This window comes from Synechococcus sp. JA-3-3Ab, from assembly GCF_000013205.1.
Classification (GTDB): Bacteria; Cyanobacteriota; Cyanobacteriia; order Thermostichales; family Thermostichaceae; genus Thermostichus.
Map to the genome: position 1 here is coordinate 825,220 of NC_007775.1, position 19,952 is coordinate 845,171.

A 19,952-nucleotide genomic window follows, 5' to 3' on the forward strand; every position below is an offset into this window, starting at 1 on the left:
TGACTACCGCTATGGGATAAACTTGTAGACCCTACCCCCATAGCTTCTACCCCTGTTCCTGATGAACCCACTGCCCCCTCCTGCCTACCCCTACCAGTTCCGCGCCCTGGGCTTGATCAAGGGATCCCTAAAATCGATCCCGCAGACTTATGCTCAGGCGACGCTGGTTGCCGCCGATGGCGTAGAGTATCCGGCCACCCCTGGCCGCGCGGAGCTGCTGCGCCCTTTCACCTATTGCATCGAGAGCGGCCACACCTACTGGTACTACGTGCAGCCGCAGCCGCGGTCGGGCGGCACTTTGGGCCTGAGCGTTATCCGCATCCTGGCCTTGCCGGAGGAGGAGCAAGATCCAGATCTGGACGAGCCCTTTCTGCCTGCCCCCGAGGATGTAGAGGAGGGCTTTAACATTCGCGGCATCGTCGAGCCCCACGACGGCTTCATCTGGGTGACGGTGCGGCGCAAGCCCCAGGGGAACAAGCAATTCCCCCCCCTGCAGCTGCGTCTGGAAGGGTTCTTGCCGGGGGCCGTCGCCGGCGAGTTTTGGGATCTGTTGGCGGAGCGGGAGGGTCATAAGCTGCTGCTGGTGGATGGCAGCCGCCTCTTGACAGCGGTGGCCTAACTGCCTAAAACTAACCCAACCTGCTACCCCAGATCCCCAACTGATGGTGTCTGCTGCCGGCTTGTCCCAACGGGTTGCTCGTCTCTCTCCTTCCGCAACGCTGTCGATTTCGGCTCTGGCCAAGGCCATGCGGGCAGAGGGTCTGGATGTCTGTATCCTGAGCGCTGGCGAGCCGGACTTCGACACCCCTGAGCACATTCGGGCTGCCGCCATCCGCGCCCTGGAAGAGGGCAAAACCCGCTACGGCCCCACTGCCGGGATCCCCACCCTGCGCCAGGCGGTGGCAGACAAATTGCGCCGAGAAAACGGCTTGGACTACAGCCCCGACCAGATCCTGATTAGCAACGGCGGCAAGCAAACCCTGTTTAACCTGGCCATGGTGCTCCTGGATCCCGGCGACGAGGTGATCCTGCCCGTCCCCTACTGGGTTAGCTATCCCGAGATGGTGGCTCTGGCCGGGGCCAAGGTGGTGCGGGTGGAGACGCAAGAGGGCCAGGGGTTCAAGCTCACCGCCGACCAACTGCGCCAGGCCCTCACCCCCCGCAGCAAGTTGCTCATCCTCAACTCGCCGGCCAACCCCACCGGCGCTGTCTATCACCGGCAGGAGCTGGCAGCTTTGGCAGAGGTGATCCTCTCGGTTCCCCATCTCTATGTGGTCTGCGATGAGATCTACGAAAAGCTGGTTTACGGCCAAGCCCGCCACATCAGCCTGGGATCCCTTTGCCCTGACTTGATGCCGCGACTGATCCTCAGCAGCGGCTTCGCCAAAGCCTATGCCATGACCGGCTGGCGGATTGGCTACTTGGCGGGCCCTAAGCCCATCATCGAGGCGGCCATCAGCCTGCAAAGCCACAGCACCTCCAACGTCTGCACCTTTGCCCAGTACGGCGCCCTGGAGGCTCTCACCAGCCCCCTCTCGGCGGCAGCGGTGGAGAAGATGCGCCAAGAATTCTGGCAGCGACGGGATCTGATGGTGCAAGGGATCCGCACCTTGCCGGGGGTGACTTTCCCGGAGCCGGAGGGCGCATTTTATGTGTTTGTCAACATCGGCCAAACCGGCTTGGGTTCGGTAGAGTTTTGCCAACGGCTGCTCAAAGAACATCACGTGGCCGCCGTGCCGGGGGTGGCCTTCGGGGCAGAGTCCTACATCCGCCTCTCCTATGCCGCCGACCGCGCCACGCTTGAAAAAGGACTGGAACGGCTGCACCGCTTCCTGTCTTCCCTCTGAGGGGGCAGGAGGAGGGCTGAAGACAAGGGCTGGCCGAGACTTCTCTACAAAACGGTGGCGCAGCAAACCAACAGCAGGGGCTGGTGCCTGGCAGAGGCAGGAGAAGACTCTTGGCTCAGGCCTACCGTGAAGTCCTCGAGGCGATGCTGAGGGAGCGCTAAGATGGCTCCCACCCAAAAGTCTCCCAAAAAATTGCCCGCTGGCTTTACCCTCAAATGGTCTGCCGAGAGTGTGGAAAAGCTGGGATCCCTCTTGCCGGGCGAGATCTTGCTGGCAGTCCTGCTGGACCATTGGGAGCAACTGCCCAAAGCATTGCAACAAGAGTGCCTGCTGCAGGCCCACCGCATTCGCGTGGAACGGCTGGTGGTCAGCCAAAACTTCACCATCGCCACCATTGAGCAACTGCTAAGCAACTGTTGAACGAGACCCGTTGATCCCGATCCGCTCGGTGGGAATTCCGCTCCAAAGGATCTCTGTCCTAGAGTGCCAGGCAACGGCAGAACCACGTCCTGTGCTACGGTCAGAGTAGGTTAGTGCTCTTCCCCGGCTTTTCAACCTGTGCTCCCTCCCCCGCTAGCGGACGGCCATCCCAGCCTCTCTCTTTTCTACTCCTCGCTAAAGCTCTCCATCGTCTGCGAAGCAGCAGCAGGGCAGCAAGGGGAGTGCCATCGCTATTTTTTAAGGGTCGCATAGCGTCAGCGCGCTGTGAGACGAGCGGGTTTTGATTGGAGCACTTACTTCTTATGAAAGCAGTGGATTTGGCCAAAGCTATCCAGCAACGGCGCACCTTCGCCATTATTTCCCACCCCGATGCCGGGAAGACCACCCTTACGGAAAAGCTGCTGTTGTAAGGGGGGGCGATTCAAGAAGCAGGGGCGGTGAAGGCCCGTCGCGCCCAAAAGCGGGTTACCTCCGACTGGATGGAGCTGGAAAGACAACGGGGCATTTCCATTACCTCGACTGTGTTGCAGTTTGACTACCGCAACATTCGCCTCAACTTGCTCGATACTCCCGGCCACCAAGACTTCAGCGAAGACACCTACCGCACCCTGGCGGCGGCTGATAACGCTGTGATGCTAGAAGACGCCGGCAAAGGGCTAGAACCCCAGACCCGCAAGCTGTTTGAAGTCTGTCAACTGCGGAAGTTGCCGATCTTTACCTTCATCAACAAGATGGATCGCCCCAGCCGGGATCCCCTCGAGCTGATGGACGAAATCGAGACGGAGCTGGGCCTCAAGCCCTATCCTGTAACCTGGCCGATTGGCTCAGGGGAGCGCTTTACAGCTTTGTTTGACCGGCGGACTCAGGAGTTTCACTTCTTTGAGCGAGTCTCGGGGGGGCGGCTGCGGGTCAAAGATACCGTCGTTAAACTCGGGGATCCGCAAATTGAAGAACTGATTGAAAAGGATCTCTATTACCAATTTAAAGAAGAGCTGGAGTTATTGGATGGCCTCATGCCCAGCTTGGATCTCAAACAGGTTCATGCTGGCCAGCAAACCCCCGTCTTTTTCGGCAGCGCCATGACCAACTTTGGGGTGGAGCTGTTTCTCAATGCGTTTATCGAGTACTCCCTGCCGCCAATGCCCCACGAGAGCACGGCAGGGCTGATCCCACCCGAACATCCTGAGTTCACCGGCTTTGTCTTTAAGCTGCAGGCCAATATGGATCCCCGCCACCGGGATCGCATTGCTTTTGTACGCATCTGCTCCGGTAAGTTCGAGAAGGACATGGTGGTCAACCATGCCCGCCTCAATCGCCCCATCCGTCTCTCCTATCCCCAAAAATTGTTCGCCCAAGAGCGCATCTCCATCGATGAAGCCTATCCTGGCGATGTCATCGGCCTCAACAACCCCGGCATCTTCAGGATTGGGGATACCATCTACACCGGCCCGAGGTTGCGCTACGCCGGGATCCCCAGCTTTTCGCCGGAGCTATTTGCCTATCTGAAAAATCCCAACCCCTCCAAGTTTAAACAGTTCCAGAAGGGGGTGGCGGAGCTGCGGGAAGAAGGGGCGGTGCAGATTATGTATTCCCTCGACGAGTCGAAACGGGATCCGATCGTGGCGGCAGTGGGCCAGTTGCAGTTTGAGGTGCTGCAGTACCGCCTGGAACACGAATACAATGTTGAAACCCGACTGGAGATGCTGCCCTACACCCTAGCCCGCTGGGTAGAAAACGGCTGGGAAGTCCTCCAGAATTTCCCCAGCCTGTTTAACACCCTCATTGTCAAAGACATTCAAGATAGGCCGGTTCTCCTCTTTAAAAACGAGTGGACCTTGCAGCAATTTATCAGCAGCAACCCCAAAATTAAGCTGAGCAAAATTGCTCCCATCGCGGATCTTGGCCCCGAATCCAAGGACGGCTCCTAAGGCCACTCAGAGCAACCTTCTCCGGGAACCTGCAAGTTCCGCTACCTGACCAAAGCTTTGCTGCTGTCTGGGATCGGGGTTGACATCTTCTCGCTGCCTGGCAATCTCGTTTTTGTAGATCCCAGCAATTTCTTTTTCTTCTTTTTTGGGTCATGCTTGCCAGGTCTTATTTCCAAGGCAAACCCATGGCAGTCGATAAACCGCTTTGCGACCGCTCGTTGTGGGGGCTGGATCCGCAGGCTATTTTTTTGAATCACGGCTCCTACGGCGCGACCCCGAAAACGGTGCTGCAGGCCCAGCGAGCCTGGCAAGAGCGCCTAGAGGCCCAGCCGGTACAGTTTATGGGGGAAGAGCTGCCGCGGGCTTTGCGGGCGGCGGCGGCAGAGCTGGCCCAGTTTGTTGGGGCTGAGCCTGAAAACCTTGTGTTTGTGGAAAATGCCACCGGCGGCGTCAATGCCGTGCTGCGCTCGCTGTCGTTTCGGCCAGGGGATCAGATCGCCTACACCAGCCACAGCTATGGGGCCGTCCGCCAGGCGTTGCGCTATGTCTGTGAACGCTGGGGGGCGGTGCTGGCGGAAGCCCAGGTTCCCTTTCCGATTGCGGGGCCGGAGCAGGTTTTGGCGGCGTTTGCGGCCATTCTCACCCCCCAGACTCGGCTGGCGGTGCTGGATCACCTCACCTCGCCCACGGCTCTGGTCTACCCCTTGGCGGAGCTGATTGGCCTCTGTCGAGAGCGCGGGATCCCAGTCTTGGTGGACGGGGCCCATGCGCCGGGGGTTCTCCCGTTGGAGTTGGAAAGCTTAGGAGCCGATTGGTACACCGGCAACGCCCACAAGTGGCTGTTTGCCCCCAAGGGCTGTGCCTTCCTGTGGGTGGCCCCCCACCGCCAGGCCCAAACCCATCCCCTGGCCATCTCCCACGGCTACGGGCAAGGGTTCACAGCCGAGTTCGACTGGGTGGGCACCCGCGATCCCAGCGCCTGGCTGGCCATCTCGGCAGCCCTGGCCTTTATCCAGGAGCTGGGGGTGGAGAGGCTGCGCCAGCACAACCACACGCTGCTGCTGCAGGCGCGGCAGGTGCTCTTGGAACAATTGGAAGGGATCCCACCTGCCCCGGAGCGGATGCTGGGCTTTATGGCCACCCTGCCCCTGCCACCCTTCTGGCAACAGTGGATCCCGGAGCTGCCTTTGGCGGAGCGGGCCCGCCGCCTGCACGACTACCTCTGGCAGGTGCACCGCATCGAGGTTCCCATCCTTCCCTTTGCCGGGCAGCTTTGGGTGCGCATCTCGGCCCAGGTCTACAACCACCTGGCTGAGTACGAACAGTTGGCGCTAGCCTTGCAGCGGCTGCCGGAGTGATGTGCGCCCTCACCCCCAACCCCTCTCCCTCCGGGAGAGGGGAGATGGAACGGTCTCGCCACCCCCGTCTTGGGTTTGGGTTGCCGGGAAAGTTCGGCTAGAGTCAGATCAGTAGCTGCGTTCACTTCTTGCTCGGATCCTCATGCTCTCTCTGGCTGCCACGCAAGCCCATCTAGGCCCGATCGATCTGGATCGCCTGCTCACGCCTGAGATCCAGCGGCCAGCCCGCTACCTGGGGAAAGAGTTCGGCGCCGCCCACCGCCCCTGGGAGTCGGGGCGGGTGCGGTGGGTGCTGAGCTACCCGGAGCTGTACGAGGTGGGGGCCTCCAACCTGGGCCACCTCATCCTCTACAACATCCTCAACGCCCAGCCAGACCAGTTGTGCGACCGCACCTACCTGCCGGGACCGGATCTGGCGGCCCGGATGCGGCAGTTGCAGATCCCGCTGTTTGCCGTAGAATCGCGCCGCCCCTTGCGCGCTTTCCACATCATCGGCTTCAGCCTGGCCTACGAGCTGGGGGGCACCAACATCTTAGAGATGCTGGATCTGGCCGGGATCCCCCTCAAATGGTGGGAGCGCCAGCCCTTTACCCCGCAAGAGTGTCCCCTGATCTTTGCCGGCGGGCCCACCGCCACCTCCAACCCAGAGCCCTTTGCCGACTTTTTCGATTTCTTTGTCTTCGGGGATGGGGAAGAGGTGCTGCCGGAGATCGGCCAGGTGCTGGCTCAATCTCTAGCCAAGCCCCGCCGCGAGGTGCTCTTGGAGCTGGCCCAGGTGCCGGGGGTGTATGTGCCCCAGTTTTACGAGGGGATCCCGCCCCGCCCCATCGTGCCCGGCGTGCCGGAGCGCATCCGCCGCCGCGTGGCCCTGCCCCAACCGCAGTACTCCATTGGCCTAGTACCGCTGGTGGCAACCGTCCACGACCGCCTGGTCATGGAAGTGCGGCGCGGCTGTACCCGCGGCTGTCGCTTTTGCCAACCCGGCATGCTCACCCGCCCGGCTCGCGATGTGGATCCGCAAGCGGTGGTGGAGGCGGTGGTGCAGGGCCTGCGCAAAACCGGCTACAGCGAATTTTCCCTTTCTTCCCTCAGTTGCTCCGACTACCTCTCCCTGCCGGCGGTGGGGGCCGAGCTGCACAACCGCCTGCTGGGGGAGCACGTCGCCCTCTCGCTGCCCAGCCAGCGGGTGGATCGCTTCGATGAGCAAATTGCCGCCATCATGAAGGGATCCCGCCGCTCGGGGCTGACCTTTGCCCCAGAAGCCGGCACGCAACGGCTGCGGGACATCATCAACAAGGGTCTTAGCGATGTTGACCTCATTCGCGGCATTCGCACCGCCGTCCAGGAGGGCTGGGACAAGATCAAGCTCTATTTCATGATCGGCCTGCCCGGAGAGACTGACGCCGATGTCATTGGGATTGCCCGCACGGTTGAGATGCTGCAGCGAGAATGTGCGGCCTTGGGTCACAAGAAGGTGGAGTTTACCCTCACGGTCTCCAACTTTGTCCCCAAGCCCCACACCCCCTTCCAGTGGCACCGGGTGGACTACGCCGACGTGCAGCGCAAGCAGGCCTTGCTGCAAAAGGAGCTGCGGCGGCTGCGGGGGGTCAAAGCCCACTTCACCGACATCCGCTTCAGCATCCTGGAAGACTTTATTGGCAAGGGGGATCGCTCCCTGGGCCGCATGATCGAGCAGGCCTGGCGGGCCGGCGCCGGCCTGGACGCCTGGTGGGAAAACATCGACGCCGCCTATGCCGCCTGGGTCAAGGCCTACTGCGGCGAAGCGGTGGATCCCAGCGCCGATCCAGTGGCCCTCTGCGCCCATCTCCCCATGCGCGAATTGGGCCTGGAGGATCCCTTGCCCTGGGATCACATCGATACCGGCATCGACAAAAAATGGCTGCAGAAAGACTACCGCCGCGCCCTGGAAGCCATCACGGTGGAAGACTGCTCCTTTGAGAAGTGCTCCGCCTGCGGCATCTGCGGCCCCGGCTTTGGCCACAACATCGTCATCCCGCCCCCGCCCGTCCCACCCCTGCAAAGCCGGCCCACCCCCACCCCAGATCCCCTGGAGCCGCAGCCGCCCGCCCAGCGCTTCCGCATCACCTACGGCAAAACTAGGGATCTGCGCTGGCTGGGCCACCTGGATCTGATGCGGCTGTGGGAACGGGCCTGTCGGCGAGCGGGGCTGCCTCTGGCCTTTAGCGGCGGTTACCACCCCATGCCCCGCCTGGCTAACGCCAACGCCCTGCCCATCGGCCAGGAAGGCTATGGGGAGATCCTCGATCTGGAACTCCTGGCCCGCCCCGGGGCTCCCTTTACCCCGGAGGAGCTGCGCGCCCTGCTGGCCGAGCAACTGCCCCCCGAAATTCCCATCCAGGCCATTCAAGAGATCGGCCTGCGGGATCCCTCGGCTACCGAAGCGGTTTACGCCGCCGAATATCAACTCAGCGTGAGCTGCGAGTTGCCCGAAGCCGACTGGCCGACCTGGGTTACCCAGATCCTGGATGCGCGGGAAATTTGGATTGAAAAATCCACCAAATCCGGCAAACCCTGTCGCTTCAACGCTCGCCCCCTGCTCTACTACCTGGAGTTTCAGGGCCTGGCCCCCGACGGCAGCGCCCGCCTCCTCTACCGCGGCAGTTGCCGCAACGACGGCGCTTACCTGCGGCCCAATCAACTCGTGCAAATGGCCGAGTCCTTGGGCTTGCCCCGCTGGACGCTACAGATGGCCAGGCGGCTGCGTCTGCTGTGGCAAGACGGCACCTCCGATCCCGACTGAGGAGCGGCCTCAGGATCGACCGGACAAAAAGGAGACCAAGGCTGGGCTCTGCCCCTGTCTGGAGGGGGGGATCCGACAGGCGCTATGTTGTCTATTGCTGGCTTCTGCCGCTGCGGAGCTTGCCGGGATCAACTTGGCCAAAGGCAGGGCAGGCAGCAGGCAACAGTTTGATCGGATTCTGAAATGGAGACCCAGAAGGATAGCTTGGCGGCCCTGTACTTTAGTTAGTACGGTGCGGAAAAGCCCGCAAGCAACTTCGGTTGCTCGCCAATGGTGCTCAGGGAGTTAGTATACTTGTTGATGAGGCGTACCGTTTCCAGGCGAGCACCTAATCACGGTGAAAAACCCGACCGGTGGCAAGCGCCGAGGAGATGTCAACGTCTCAACCAACCTGATCAGAAAAGGTAAGCAGAACCTTGGAACTTTGCCCCAAGGAACTGTCCAGAGGCGGCTTGACAACGCCTTTACGAGTTCGTCTGTGGACTGCGTAAGAATCCCCCGCTTTCAGGCGGAGGGAGTGTCAACCCTAACTCAGTACCCAGGGCAGGTAACGGGCGCAACAGGGCCCAGTCGATAGGCGGTACAGAGAGGTGTGCCCCTGTGGCCTGGCTCTAGCACTATATTTTTTCTCCTGAGAAGGTGTTTCTTTCCGCGTGCAAACCCTGTCTTTCTGTGGATCTAGGCTGGCACGATTGGGGTTCTGCCACGAACCATCGTCTAATCTCTTCTGGGATGTCTGAGGCGGAGGGGTGTCATCTTGCCTCCTGAGCCTATCCATCAATCCCCATGCAAATCCCACCCAATCCTAAGGATCCGATGAGCTTGGACTCACCTCATCAATGGTGGAGTGGAAGCCCAGCAAATCGGTCATCCTCCGTCAAAGCAGAGCTTAGGGTAATGGACAGCCTCATGATGAATCGATTCTGGCTAAAAAAACTTGAGCGGATCCCGCCAAAAGGACAGCGCCTCGCCGCAAGGAGGGTTCAATCCACAACCGCAGGCCCTGGGGGCGGGGAGGAACGTTAATGCCCAGGCAGATTGTAATTGATGAGCAACACCGCGTCGCTGCTGTTTTTGCCGAAGACCAAGTCCAAGAGCTGATCGTTGCCAGTGGCACCTACCAGGTGGGAGACGTCTACGTCGGGATCGTCGAGAACGTCCTGCCCAGCATCGACGCTGCCTTTGTCAACATTGGCTCCGGCGAACGCAACGGGTTTATTCACGTCAGCGACCTAGGCCCGCTACGCCTCAAGCGCAACCATGCCTCCATCTCGGAGCTGGTTCTGCCACAGCAAAAGGTGCTGGTGCAGGTTATGAAGGAGCCCACCGGCAACAAAGGGCCACGCCTCACCGGCGATCTGGCCTTTCCAGGGCGGTACTTGGTGCTGCGACCCTACGGCAAAGGGGTTCATCTGTCCCGCCGCATCGAGGATCGGGAAGAACGCAATCGCCTCAAGTCGCTGGCTATTTTGATCAAACCCCCCCAGATGGGCCTGTTGGTGCGCACCGAGGCCGAGGGGGTGTCTGAAGAGGCGATGATCGAAGACCTGGAGCAATTGAAAAAGCTCTGGGAGGATATTCAACAGCAGTATCAGGCGGCACGGGGTCCGGGGCTGCTCAGCCGAGATGACGATTTTATCCAGCGAGTGCTGCGGGATGTCTACTCGGAGGACGTCAACCGCATCGTTACCGACTCGCCGGCAGGGGCGAAGCGGGTGCGTAGCTATTTGCAAGGTTGGAACAAGGGCCAGATGCCGCCCGGTGTTGTGGTCGATGCCCACCGCGAACCCACCCCCATCCTGGAGTATTTCCGGGTCAATGCAGTCATCCGGCAGGCGCTGCGACCCCGGGTGGATCTCCCCTCCGGCGGCTACATCGTCATTGAGCCCACCGAAGCCCTGACGGTGATCGATGTCAACTCTGGCTCTTTCACCCAATCGGCCACCTCTCGCGAGACAGTGCTGTGGACCAACTGTGAGGCGGCTACCGAGATTGCCCGTCAACTGAGGCTGCGCAACATTGCCGGCGTGATCGTGGTGGATTTCATCGACATGGATTCCCGCCGCGACCAGTTGCTGGTTTTGGAGCACTTCAACAAGGCCCTCTCCAGCGACAAAGCTCGCCCCCAGGTGGTTCAGTTGTCGGAATTGGGGCTGGTGGAGCTCACCCGCAAGCGGCAGGGGCAAAGCCTTTACGAGATCTTCGGCCACTCTTGTCCTACTTGTGAGGGGCTAGGGATCCTGGCCCGCCTGCCAGGAGCTGAGCCAGGACGGCTGTTGACGGTCGAAAGTGGCCTGCCGGTAACGTTGCCCACTGAGGGGGAGGACGGTTCCAGCCCAAGCCTGCTCCAGGAGGGCGACTCGCAGCGGGCGGGCCTGCGGCTGGGGAGCAATGGGGTGTCGCGAACCGAAGGCCGTGTCTCCCTGAGCCGCTCCCGTACTGCCCCAGAACAGCGACCGGATCTGGAGGAATCGCGAATTGAGGTGGGGCGCAAACGCTCCCGCGACGAGTGGGTGGATCCCCGCGTAGGCCAGCGCCCGGTTTCCCGGAGCGGAGAGGCAGAAGGGGGCAGTCTGGAGGTGCCTGGGGAAGATCTCTTGCAGCCGGCAGGGGGCGGGGCGGAGCAGAAGCGCAAAGAATCCCGGCGTCCCAGCCGGGGAGAAGATGGGGAAGAGCAGGGCTCCCACAGAGACCAGCCTACCGCGGGGCGATCCGCTCGCGCCGGTGGGGTGGAGTCCTCAGAAAGCCGTCCAGCCCGGCAAGCCATTACTGTGGAGATGACCCCCTTGCAACAGCGGGTCTACTCAGAGTTAGGGCTGTCGCCGCTGTTGCTTCTGGATCAGCCACCGCCCTCGGGCCGCGACACGGTGGTTATGGTGGCCCTGCCGGGCACTGTAAAGATGGCCAGCCCGGAAGAGGCGGAGGCCGGTGCAACTTCTGCCAACGGCACGGCGGAGACGGTTGCCCCTGAAGCCGCAGCTTTGCCGGAGCAGGAGCCGGTAAATACTCTTCCCCCGCCAGCACCCTCCGAGCCGCAAACTCCTCCGCCTGTATCATCGATGGCGGAGCCGCTGGCAACGGTGACGCCCCAGGAGGTAGTCATCGACCCGTCTCAGCAATCTCCGGCGGCCTCCAGACGACGGCGCTCCCGCAGCAGCTAGCCGGCCCGCTGAGCCCGGGAGCAAACCTCGCCGTTGGTCGGTTGGCTCGGTCAAGAGGATGGTTGGCTCCGGAGTTGGGGGTGTGGACAAGGTGGTGCAGCCCAGCCTGAAGTGGGAGGGATCCCTGTGGCAACAGGGGATGCGGCGGGTGGCAGGCGTGGATGAGGTGGGGCGGGGGGCCCTGGCGGGGCCGGTGGTGGCGGCGGCGGTGATTTTGCCGGCCCATCTGGATCCGGAGGCGCTGTCAGGGGTGAGAGACTGCAAACAACTGCGCCCGCCGCAGCGCGCCCACTGGGCGGAGCGGATTGCCCAAGTAGCCCTGGCCGTAGGCATTGGCAGCGCCTCTGCCGCCGAGATCGACCAGCTCAACATTCGCCAGGCCACGCTGCTGGCCATGCAACGAGCTCTGGCGCAGGTGGGGGAAGTGGAGCACATCCTGCTGGATGGGTTGCCGTTGGCAGAGCTGGGATCCCGGCAGACGGCCCTGGTCAAAGGGGATCAGCTTAGCCTCTCCATCGCCGCCGCTTCCATCGTGGCCAAAGTCTGGCGGGATACCCTGATGCAGAGCTGGGATCACCAGTACCCCGGCTACGGCTGGCGCACCAACGTCGGCTATGGCACGCAGGAGCACCGACTGGCGCTGCAGCGCTTGGGGCCAAGCCCCCAGCACCGCCGTAGCTTTGCCCCCCTGCGAGACTTGCAGGCAGGCGAAATTGGAGGGTAGGATAGAGTCCACGTACTGCCCACGTAGCTCAGCGGACTAGAGCACTGGGTTCCGGTCCCAGGGGTCGGAGGTTCGAATCCTTTCGTGGGCGTTTCTTCCAGAAGCAGACAGCGAAGGAGCACTTCTCTCAGCAGGATCTGGATCTAGGCCTTAGCTAGGGGCTCGCAGTGGGTTCTGGTAGCACATAAACGGACTCCACCTGGCCTCCTGCTGCTGGCACGGCCTGGATGGTGCCTTTTTCGATGTGATAGATGACTTTTTCTGCTTGCAACTGATTTTCCCCTTGGCGGATGGTGACCTGGCCCTCCAGCTCGATCCGCTGCTCCCGGCTGTAGTACACCGCTCTCTGGGCGCGGGCCGTGAGGCGCTCGGCGGGAAAGCTGAGGGTGACATTGCCGGTGGCTACAAACACCCCCGTGTTGGCATTGGCCTCCTGGACATCGGCGCTGATGCTGAGGGCACGCGGGTTTTGCCCCCAAGCCAGGCTGGGGATCGCCAGCAGCAGCGCCACCCCCACCGCCCAGGCTACCCCCCTTAGCTGGCACCTGTTTTTCTGCTCAAGGTCGATCCCGACCGCCATGCGCATCACCCCAATCAAACCACCCCACCTGCCAGTCTAGCCCGGGATCCCTGGCCCCGCTGGCGGGGCAGCGCGTTAGTCCTTACCATTTCCTCCCTTGGGCAGGCCTTGGGCCAGTTGCTTTTCCAGCTCGCTGACCCGCTGCAGTAACTGGCGGTTGGTTTCCAGCAGCTCGCGGGCTTGGCTGCTGAGATAGGGATCCGATTCCCACCAGTTGATCCCAATCTCCTTGGCCTTGTCCACCGAAGCGATCAGCAGCCGAATGCGCACATTGAGCAGCTCCACATTGCCCACCGAAACGGTGATATCCCCGGCGATGACAATCCCCTTGTCCAAAACCCGCTCCAAGACATCGGCCAGAGAGGAGCCATGCGTTGCCGTGGCCAGGGGTTGAGAGGTAATAGGCACAGAGAATTTCCCTCCAAAGTGTGCGAAAGCATACAAATATCAGCCGGGCAGTTGATCCAGCAAATAGTTGAGCACCTGGGCTCCTTCCTCGTAGCGCTTGCCGGCCCTGGGCAACAGCACGTCGGCGCACAGAGCGCGAAAATCGGCATTGTCCTTGCTCACCGCCAGCTCGTGCTCCTTGACAATGCGTCCGATCATCAGACAACTGCGCAGGCTGGGGTGGCGGGTCAGATCCAATTTGCGGCGAAAAGCGCGGACGATGTGGACGATCTTGAGCGCATCAGGGGCAGAGAGACCGATGCGCGCGGTGAGGATCTCCTTTTCGGTCTCGATATCCGGCTCGCCGATATCGATGGTGATCATCCGATCCAGCAGCGCATCCTGGGCCTTGTGAACTCCGGTGTATTCCTCTGGGTTGGAGGTGAAGATGGCCCGGAACTGGGGATGCACCCGCAGATACTCCGAGCGGTTGCTGTCCGGCGGCAACACCAGCAGCCTCTCTTCCAAAGCGCTCAGGAGGGCGTTGTTGGCCTCCGGGCGGGAGCGGTTGAACTCGTCGTAGATGAGGGTGAACCCCTCGCGGCAGGCCAAGGTGAGGCGGGCATCCACCCAGCGCTGCTGCACATCCTCCTCCGTCTTCACCACCGAGTGGATAAAGTTGTCCACCACCCGCCGATGGGTAAAGCCGGTGCGCCCCCCGATCAGGTCGGAAGAATCGAAGCGATCGTCGCCGTAGATCAGCATGATGGGACGGCCCAGCAGGCTAGCCAGATGCATCGCCAGGGTAGTCTTGCCCGTGCCCGAAGGGCCCCGCAGATGCACCGCAAAACCCGATTGCAGATAGCGCAAAGCGCGGCGGGTAATCCGCTCGATGTAAGGAGTGTTTACGAACTGGCGGGGACGCGCCTGCAGAACCGTGGCCATAGCAATACCCAACTCTCAATTGCCTTGACGCTCTTGCCTCGACTATAGCGGCAACGGTCTTCTTGCGCTCACAGGTGTTAGGCCGGGATCAGATGGCAACCGTCGCTGACACCATACGCCGCAAGGTGGCCAGGATCTCGGAGGGATCCACCCCCAGATCCACCGCACCGCGGGCCAGCAGATCCCGCACCCGCTCCCGATCCCCGATCACCTGCAGCAAAGTTAGATCGGGAGCCTGCGCTTGCAGGTTGGTTACATAGTTGTTGACGTAGGCCATGATGCGATCCGAACTTGCCTCCTGCGGGGGCGCGGGCCGAACTGGAGCAGGTTCAGGTGGTGGCGGAGTCACCACAGGCTGAGGGGGAGGAGGAGCCGCCTCTTCTGAGACCGCAACCACAGGCTTTGGCAGGGAAACCTCAGCCGAAACCGTTTTCGAGGCATTGGCCGAGCTCTCAGACTTTTCACCTTCCAAGCCCTCAGAAGGGATGATGGGTTGGGCCTCTGGGATCCCATTCCCCCAGACCTGCTCGTGCAACGCCCTGCGGAAAGCCGCCAAAGCTTGCCGCAGAGCCTGGGCCTCTGCCCGCTGATCCTGAGCGACCTGAGCCAGCTCCTGCCGCGCGAGCTGCTGCAAAGCCTGTACCCGCTGCCGCAACTCAGCATAAAAAGACTGGCGAGCTTGTCGAGTTTGGCCGGCCATGGTCTGCCGGGCCTGTGCACAGGTGCTCAGCAATCTCCCCACCGTCGCTGTCAAGTTGGCTTGAAAAGTCTGCAGCTCCTGCTGCTGGGCCTGCGATTGGGCGGCTCGCTCTTGAGCCATGCGGGAGAGAAGCTCCGCCACCGCTTTGACCCGCTGGGCCACAGCCTCCATGCGAGAATGCTCGTCCAAGGCCCGCTGCGCCGCCCGGCTCTGGTTGAAGCTCTTCAGTTGCCTACGGGTTTGCTCCCTCTGTTGCCGGATTGCCTCTTGTCGTTCCCGGCGGCGTTGCTCCAGCTCGGCTATCAGAGCTCGGTGCTGCTCCAGACGCTGCTGCCGGGATTGACTGAACAAACTTTGATTCTGGGCCACCCGTTGGTTGTGGGCCATGGCCCACTGTTCCCGCAAACTCATGGCGCTCCCTCTCTCCTGTTGGTTTTTACTTTGACACTCCCACCGCCTAAAGGCGGGGGATTCTTACGCAGTCCACAAAAGAACCCGTAATGGCGTTGTCAAAGCGCCTCTAGACAGTTCCTTCACGCAAAGCCCCAAGGTTCTGCTGACTTTCTTAAGCAGGTTGGCGGCAGCATTTGCCTCAGCGTTGACCAACCACCCCTTTGCCGTTTGGTACAGGCCCCGCTTGACACGCTTTCCAGAGGGTCTCCACCCGTCGGGTTTTTCACCATAACTAGGTAGCCCGTCTCCATCTAGGAAGCTTGCCTGCGAGCTGTACGCCTCCTCTACCTCAATAAATTCAATGCCATAATGCTGACTACCCTTTTGTGTGGGTCAGGGGCACTACAGCCTTTTTCCCTTCTCCCAGATAGCTGGCTTCGGCACTTGCGTGGCAATGCAAACCGGCAGGCCGCACAAGTCCTCCACCTGGGAGCGGGAATAGCCGGGCTGTTGGTCGGTCAAAGTTGGCCAGAACTGAGCAAAGCGAGGCAGAGACTCTACCCTGGTCCCTGCCTCACTAGCCACCTGCTTCGACAGGACTGCCAAGCCATAGCGGCTGCGGGAGGCAGCTGCCGCCTCTTTACAAGTGGCTGAAGACGGCCAGACTTAGACGGCAGGGGCAGCAGCAGTAGCCGTCAGGCCCACCGCCTCGGCGTATTTCAGGTAGGTTTCCACCGAAGCCACGACAACGCGAGCTTCAATGGCCAACAGCTCGATCCCCACCAGAGAAACCCGCACCCAGGCATCGACCACGATCCCTTTGTCCAAAATGCGGTCGATCACTTCGGCCAGGCTGGAAGAAGAGTTCACTTTCTCAACTGCCATGACGATCTCTCCTGCACTGATGATGGTTGGATGGTTGAAGACGAATCGGCGGCAAAATTGCAGGTTGGAAGGGATCCTAACCTTGGATCGGCCCCCTGGGGTAACACCCGCCCCTTGTATCACCCCAGCCCCATTGTGCTGGCTTTTTTCGGGGAGAACACCCGTAGATTCGCTTAAAAAACGTGACGGGCTGACAAGAGTCGCCGTCTCCTCCGAGCGCCACCCTGCCTTCATAGTACCCGCTGGTAGAGAAAATGGGTCAAAGGGTGAGAGCGTCCCGGGGAGAGGCCCTCAAGTCAGGGTGCGGGCCGGCAGGGATCCCCTATACTGAGAGCAGTGCGCTTGCCGACATGCCGTCCTTCCGCTGGCCAAGAGGGCTGCTGTGACCGAGTTCAACACCGGGATCCCAAGCGTGCGTCGCCTGCAGCGGGTGATCCGGGATCGGGAAATCGTTGAGGTTAAGCTCAATACCGGCGATGTCTTCGTCGGCCAGTTGCGCTGGCAGGATCCCGACTGCCTTTGTTTGGCCGACGCTGAGGGACAAGAATCGCTGCTGTGGCGCTCCGCCATCGCCTTCGTCAAAGTCAGACCTCCCTCCTAAACCCAAACCCCTGCAGCCCTTGGCCGTCGCTGGCTTCCCGGCGGCAAGGGTTTCTTTGGCGCACCTATCGACAGCTCTGGCCAAAGCCCCCGGCGAAAAGGCTATGATTCAGCAAGAAGTGTGAAAAAATTTACCCTCCTCCCCTCTAGCCATGTCAACCGGCCCCATCGAGCTTGCCCTGCAACCTGTCGCCCAGCGGCATAACCACTACAGCCGCGAGGATTTTTTTCGCTTCGACCGCTCCCAGGGATCCCTAGTAGACTGGACGGGCGCGCGCAACGTCTTGGTAAGCGAGGATTTTATCCTAGGTTTGCAACAGGGCCTGGAAGAAGAAGTGGGGGATGCCTCGGCCTCCTTGATGTACACCATTGGCCGCGAGTGGGGCCGCAACGATGCAATCCACTTCTCCCACTGGTTTGAGGAAGAGTATCGGCGCAAACCCAAGCAGAGCCACCTGATGTTCCTCTTGGAAACCTGGTGGTGGCCCTTGACCTCGCAAGGCTGGGGGCGCTGGGAGGTGGAGACCGAGAGCCGGCGGCAGGGGTTTATTTTTATCAACCTCTTTGACTCCGCCGTGGCCCGCACCCTGGGGGATGTGGGCAAGCCGGTTTGCCATCTCTACGCTGGCTTATTTGCCGGGTTTTTCAGCGCCATGGTGGAACGGCAGCTCAACTGCATCGAGATCCAGTGCTACTCCATGGGAGAAAGCTACTGTAAGTTTTTGCTCGGCAGCAAAGATCGCATCGATGCGGCTGCCTTTTGGCTCAACGAAGGGGCCAGCGCCAGCGAAATTGCCCAAAAGTTGCGCTCCGGTCAAGGAGTGACCAAGCCATGACAGCAGAGGTTTTTCTGGAAGAATCGGTGCAGAGCTTTTTTGCTCGCCTGAATTGGGATAACCGCCCTCTGCAAGACCCCTCGCTGCCCATGCCTTTTGTACGGGTGCGAGAGCATTTTGCCTCCATCCCCTGGACGGGGGATCCCCTGGCTTTGGCGGCCCGTTCCTTGGGATCCCTCTCGGCAGCGCTGCCGCCCCAGCCTGAAGAGGAACCGATTACTTTGGCCGATTTATTCAGCCTGTTTTGAACGCCGACACCCGCTGAGCACCCACCAACACTTTGGAGAAGTGAGATGGTGAGCCCACTGGAGCAGATGCTAATTGAGGCCGAGGCCCGCTACCTCACGCCGGAGCAACTGGAGCAGCTCAAAGCCTATGTGCTCGGCTGGCCAAAGCGGCTGCACGTGTACCGGGTCGTACGGGAAGGGGAGAGCCAGATGGTGAGCCGCACCCTAGACACCCTTCAAAAGGAGATGCCCAATCTTTCTCCGCAAACGGTAAACCTGTGCCGGCGGCACCTGCTCCTGTTGCTGCGTCAGAGCGCCCTGGCCATGTTGCTGCAGGACGAAAACCTCTTGAAGGAGCGGCTGATCGAGTGGATGGAAGAGGAGGTGCGCCTGTACGAGCTGCAGAGCGTTTATGAGGTAGTCCATCGGACTTTTCAGCAAGAGCTTAGGGATCACCTAACTCCCGGCGAACTGGAGTTCATCCGCCCCTGGATCACCCAGGTGCAGGCAGCTTTGCTCTCTTTAAACGGCCTCAAATCCGCCTAGAACCTTCCCCACCGCCTTTTGGTAACTTACCGATACTGATAACCCAGGGATCCCCTATGGCCAGCACCCCCCCCATCCCCAGCAGCCTCGCCGACTTTGACCCCTACACGCCTGTTTTGGCCAACTATTACGCGCCCAGCGCCTATCTGCAAGGCGATCTGGAGTCCGGTTTGCTGGAAAGTCGCCACGGCGACCGGCTCTTGGCCCTTCCAGAAGCATTGCTACGAGGCATCTACACCGGCTTGGAATACGAGACAGGGCAGGCCGCCCGCCTGGTATTGCGCAACTGTGGCCGTATGTGGGGCAAAGAGTTTTTCCGCCGCTTTGCCCAGGAGCTCTCCGACTACTACCAGAAGCCTTTGTCCGAGCTGGAGATGGGGCTCTTTTTACAAAATCTCAAACAAGCCTGGAAGACCCACGGCTGGGGGCTGATCGACATCGACTGGACCTACAAAAATCAGGGGGTGCTGGTGGTGTCGATCCGCAACTCTCCCTTTGCCGCTGCCACACCCCCCCACTTCAAGCGCCCGATGGGCTTTTTGGAGGCAGGGCTGTTGGCCACCTGGTTTAGCCAGCTGACCGGCCAGGATCTGGGCTGTGTGCAAACCACCAGCGAGGCTTTGGGAGCGAAGAGCAACTTGTTTATCTTGACCGCTGCCGCCCGCCTCAAGGAAGGAGAGGCCTGGGTGGACTCCGGCCTCAGCCACGACCAGATCCTGGAGAAGTTGTTACAGCCCGCCCCGTAACCAGATCCAGCAGCGGGATGGGATCCCGTCGGGACGAGTCTGTATAATTCTCTGGAAGCAGGACGAGCTCAAGCGCTTGAGGGTGTAGCCATTGGGGTGGCGGGTCAGAGCAATCCGAGGGGCCATCACCGTTCCGGCAAACACTGCCGAGGCCATTGGCGCTGCGGTGAACGAGCTACTGGACGCCCTGGAACATCGCAACGCCATCAATCCGGCGGAGTTGGTGAGCGTCATTTTCTCCGTTACCCCCGATCTCAACGCGGCCTTTCCTGCCCAATTTGCCCGCCGCCGCCCCGGCTGGGAGTTGGTGCCTCTGTTGGACGTGCAACAAATGGACGTCAACGGCGCTCTGCCCCGTTGTATCCGCGTTTTGATCCAACTGAACACCCCGCTGGCCCAGGCTGAGATGCACCACGTCTATCTGCGAGGTGCCCGCGAGCTACGGCCTGATCTCAGCCCAGTTTAGGAGGATAGCTTCTCGCGCAGCCGAGCCTCCCACTGTTGCAGTTGCTCCTGGAGAGCGGCCATCTCCGCTTCGCGACGGCTCAGCTCTTGACTTTGCCGGGTCAAAGATTGACGCCAGCTTTCGATCTCCGCCAGGTCGGCCAGGCTGCGGGCCTGCGAGAGGCTGTGCAACATCTCCACCAACTTCATCGCCGCCTCTTCCACCCGCTGCACCTGCCGATTTTCCGCAAGCTCAACCAGCAGCAATACCCCCACGTTGTAGGAGGCTGCCTCCTTAGAGGTAACCCGTTCTGGCTGGCGAAGCGGCGCCCAAACCCCACCCTCGGCTTGCTGGGCCAAGAGCTGCAGCTCCGCCTGGCCAAAAAGACTTTTCTTGTCTACCCGCGCCAGATACAGCATGA

19 protein-coding genes, 1 tRNA gene and 1 pseudogene are annotated in these 19,952 nt (G+C 61.1%); 15 read left to right on the forward strand and 6 right to left on the reverse strand.

The features are described from left to right. The first annotated feature begins 61 nt into the window (after positions 1 to 61). The 9 genes and pseudogenes from CYA_RS03805 (at position 62) to CYA_RS03845 (ending at position 12,332) form a co-directional block, all read left to right on the forward strand. A complete protein-coding gene (locus CYA_RS03805; RefSeq protein ID WP_011429704.1) occupies positions 62 to 619 on the forward strand; it encodes a hypothetical protein in 558 nt (185 codons plus the stop codon). Between the two features lie 43 nt (positions 620 to 662). Next, the gene (locus CYA_RS03810) at positions 663 to 1,847 is read left to right on the forward strand and encodes a pyridoxal phosphate-dependent aminotransferase (protein ID WP_011429705.1); all 1,185 of its coding nucleotides are present in this window, start codon (positions 663 to 665) and stop codon (positions 1,845 to 1,847) included. Between the two features lie 162 nt (positions 1,848 to 2,009). Then, complete coding sequence (locus CYA_RS03815; RefSeq protein ID WP_011429706.1) at positions 2,010 to 2,267, forward strand: hypothetical protein; 258 nt, start codon at positions 2,010 to 2,012, stop codon at positions 2,265 to 2,267. A gap of 323 nt (positions 2,268 to 2,590) precedes the next feature. After that, positions 2,591 to 4,216 (forward strand): annotated as a pseudogene (locus tag CYA_RS03820) (peptide chain release factor 3). Positions 4,217 to 4,401: 185 nt separating this feature from the next. Further along, the gene (locus CYA_RS03825; protein ID WP_041438899.1) at positions 4,402 to 5,574 is read left to right on the forward strand and encodes an aminotransferase class V-fold PLP-dependent enzyme; all 1,173 of its coding nucleotides are present in this window, start codon (positions 4,402 to 4,404) and stop codon (positions 5,572 to 5,574) included. Positions 5,575 to 5,716: 142 nt separating this feature from the next. Beyond that, the gene (locus CYA_RS03830) at positions 5,717 to 8,356 is read left to right on the forward strand and encodes a TIGR03960 family B12-binding radical SAM protein (protein WP_011429709.1); all 2,640 of its coding nucleotides are present in this window, start codon (positions 5,717 to 5,719) and stop codon (positions 8,354 to 8,356) included. Positions 8,357 to 9,381: 1,025 nt separating this feature from the next. Continuing rightward, positions 9,382 to 11,517 carry an Rne/Rng family ribonuclease gene (locus CYA_RS03835; protein ID WP_011429710.1) on the forward strand — a complete coding sequence of 712 codons (2,136 nt, stop codon included), beginning with the start codon at positions 9,382 to 9,384 and terminating at the stop codon, positions 11,515 to 11,517. A 58-nt stretch (positions 11,518 to 11,575) separates the two neighbouring features. Further along, the gene (locus tag CYA_RS03840; protein ID WP_011429711.1) at positions 11,576 to 12,241 is read left to right on the forward strand and encodes a ribonuclease HII; all 666 of its coding nucleotides are present in this window, start codon (positions 11,576 to 11,578) and stop codon (positions 12,239 to 12,241) included. 17 nt (positions 12,242 to 12,258) lie between these two features. Next, a tRNA-Arg gene (locus CYA_RS03845) sits at positions 12,259 to 12,332 on the forward strand. A gap of 63 nt (positions 12,333 to 12,395) precedes the next feature. Here CYA_RS03845 and CYA_RS03850 read toward each other — a convergent pair. The 5 genes from CYA_RS03850 to gvpA all read right to left on the reverse strand — a co-directional run bounded on the left by CYA_RS03850 (position 12,396) and on the right by gvpA (position 16,131). Next, a complete protein-coding gene (locus CYA_RS03850) occupies positions 12,396 to 12,827 on the reverse strand; it encodes an LptA/OstA family protein (RefSeq protein WP_228375437.1) in 432 nt (143 codons plus the stop codon). Between the two features lie 69 nt (positions 12,828 to 12,896). After that, complete coding sequence (locus CYA_RS03855; protein ID WP_011429713.1) at positions 12,897 to 13,229, reverse strand: gas vesicle protein; 333 nt, start codon at positions 13,227 to 13,229, stop codon at positions 12,897 to 12,899. 39 nt (positions 13,230 to 13,268) lie between these two features. Next, the gene (gene gvpN, locus CYA_RS03860) at positions 13,269 to 14,153 is read right to left on the reverse strand and encodes a gas vesicle protein GvpN (protein ID WP_011429714.1); all 885 of its coding nucleotides are present in this window, start codon (positions 14,151 to 14,153) and stop codon (positions 13,269 to 13,271) included. 88 nt (positions 14,154 to 14,241) lie between these two features. Then, entirely contained in the window at positions 14,242 to 15,264 is a 1,023-nt protein-coding gene (gene gvpC, locus CYA_RS03865) for a gas vesicle protein GvpC (protein WP_099812338.1), read from the reverse strand. 648 nt (positions 15,265 to 15,912) lie between these two features. Beyond that, positions 15,913 to 16,131 carry a gas vesicle structural protein GvpA gene (gvpA, locus tag CYA_RS03875; protein WP_011429717.1) on the reverse strand — a complete coding sequence of 73 codons (219 nt, stop codon included), beginning with the start codon at positions 16,129 to 16,131 and terminating at the stop codon, positions 15,913 to 15,915. A gap of 382 nt (positions 16,132 to 16,513) precedes the next feature. Between gvpA and CYA_RS03880 the strand changes: the two genes are divergently transcribed. The 6 genes from CYA_RS03880 to aroH all read left to right on the forward strand — a co-directional run bounded on the left by CYA_RS03880 (position 16,514) and on the right by aroH (position 19,552). Beyond that, complete coding sequence (locus CYA_RS03880; protein WP_011429718.1) at positions 16,514 to 16,732, forward strand: Hfq-related RNA-binding protein; 219 nt, start codon at positions 16,514 to 16,516, stop codon at positions 16,730 to 16,732. A 151-nt stretch (positions 16,733 to 16,883) separates the two neighbouring features. Further along, entirely contained in the window at positions 16,884 to 17,567 is a 684-nt protein-coding gene (locus CYA_RS03885) for a V4R domain-containing protein (protein ID WP_011429719.1), read from the forward strand. Further along, a complete protein-coding gene (locus CYA_RS03890; RefSeq protein WP_011429720.1) occupies positions 17,564 to 17,815 on the forward strand; it encodes a hypothetical protein in 252 nt (83 codons plus the stop codon). Before CYA_RS03885 ends, CYA_RS03890 begins: the two co-directional genes overlap by 4 nt. Before the next feature lie 45 nt (positions 17,816 to 17,860). Continuing rightward, on the forward strand, positions 17,861 to 18,340 hold the full coding sequence (locus tag CYA_RS03895; protein WP_011429721.1) for a hypothetical protein: 480 nt from the start codon (positions 17,861 to 17,863) through the stop codon (positions 18,338 to 18,340). Positions 18,341 to 18,396: 56 nt separating this feature from the next. Further along, positions 18,397 to 19,086: a V4R domain-containing protein gene (locus CYA_RS03900; protein ID WP_011429722.1), complete on the forward strand. Its 690-nt coding sequence runs from the start codon at positions 18,397 to 18,399 to the stop codon at positions 19,084 to 19,086. A 91-nt stretch (positions 19,087 to 19,177) separates the two neighbouring features. Beyond that, complete coding sequence (aroH, locus tag CYA_RS03905) at positions 19,178 to 19,552, forward strand: chorismate mutase (protein WP_011429723.1); 375 nt, start codon at positions 19,178 to 19,180, stop codon at positions 19,550 to 19,552. Here the strand turns inward: aroH and CYA_RS03910 are convergent. Then, a complete protein-coding gene (locus CYA_RS03910; RefSeq protein ID WP_011429724.1) occupies positions 19,549 to 19,950 on the reverse strand; it encodes a hypothetical protein in 402 nt (133 codons plus the stop codon). The two genes, aroH and CYA_RS03910, sit on opposite strands and share 4 nt — an antisense overlap. Positions 19,951 to 19,952: the final 2 nt, after the last annotated feature.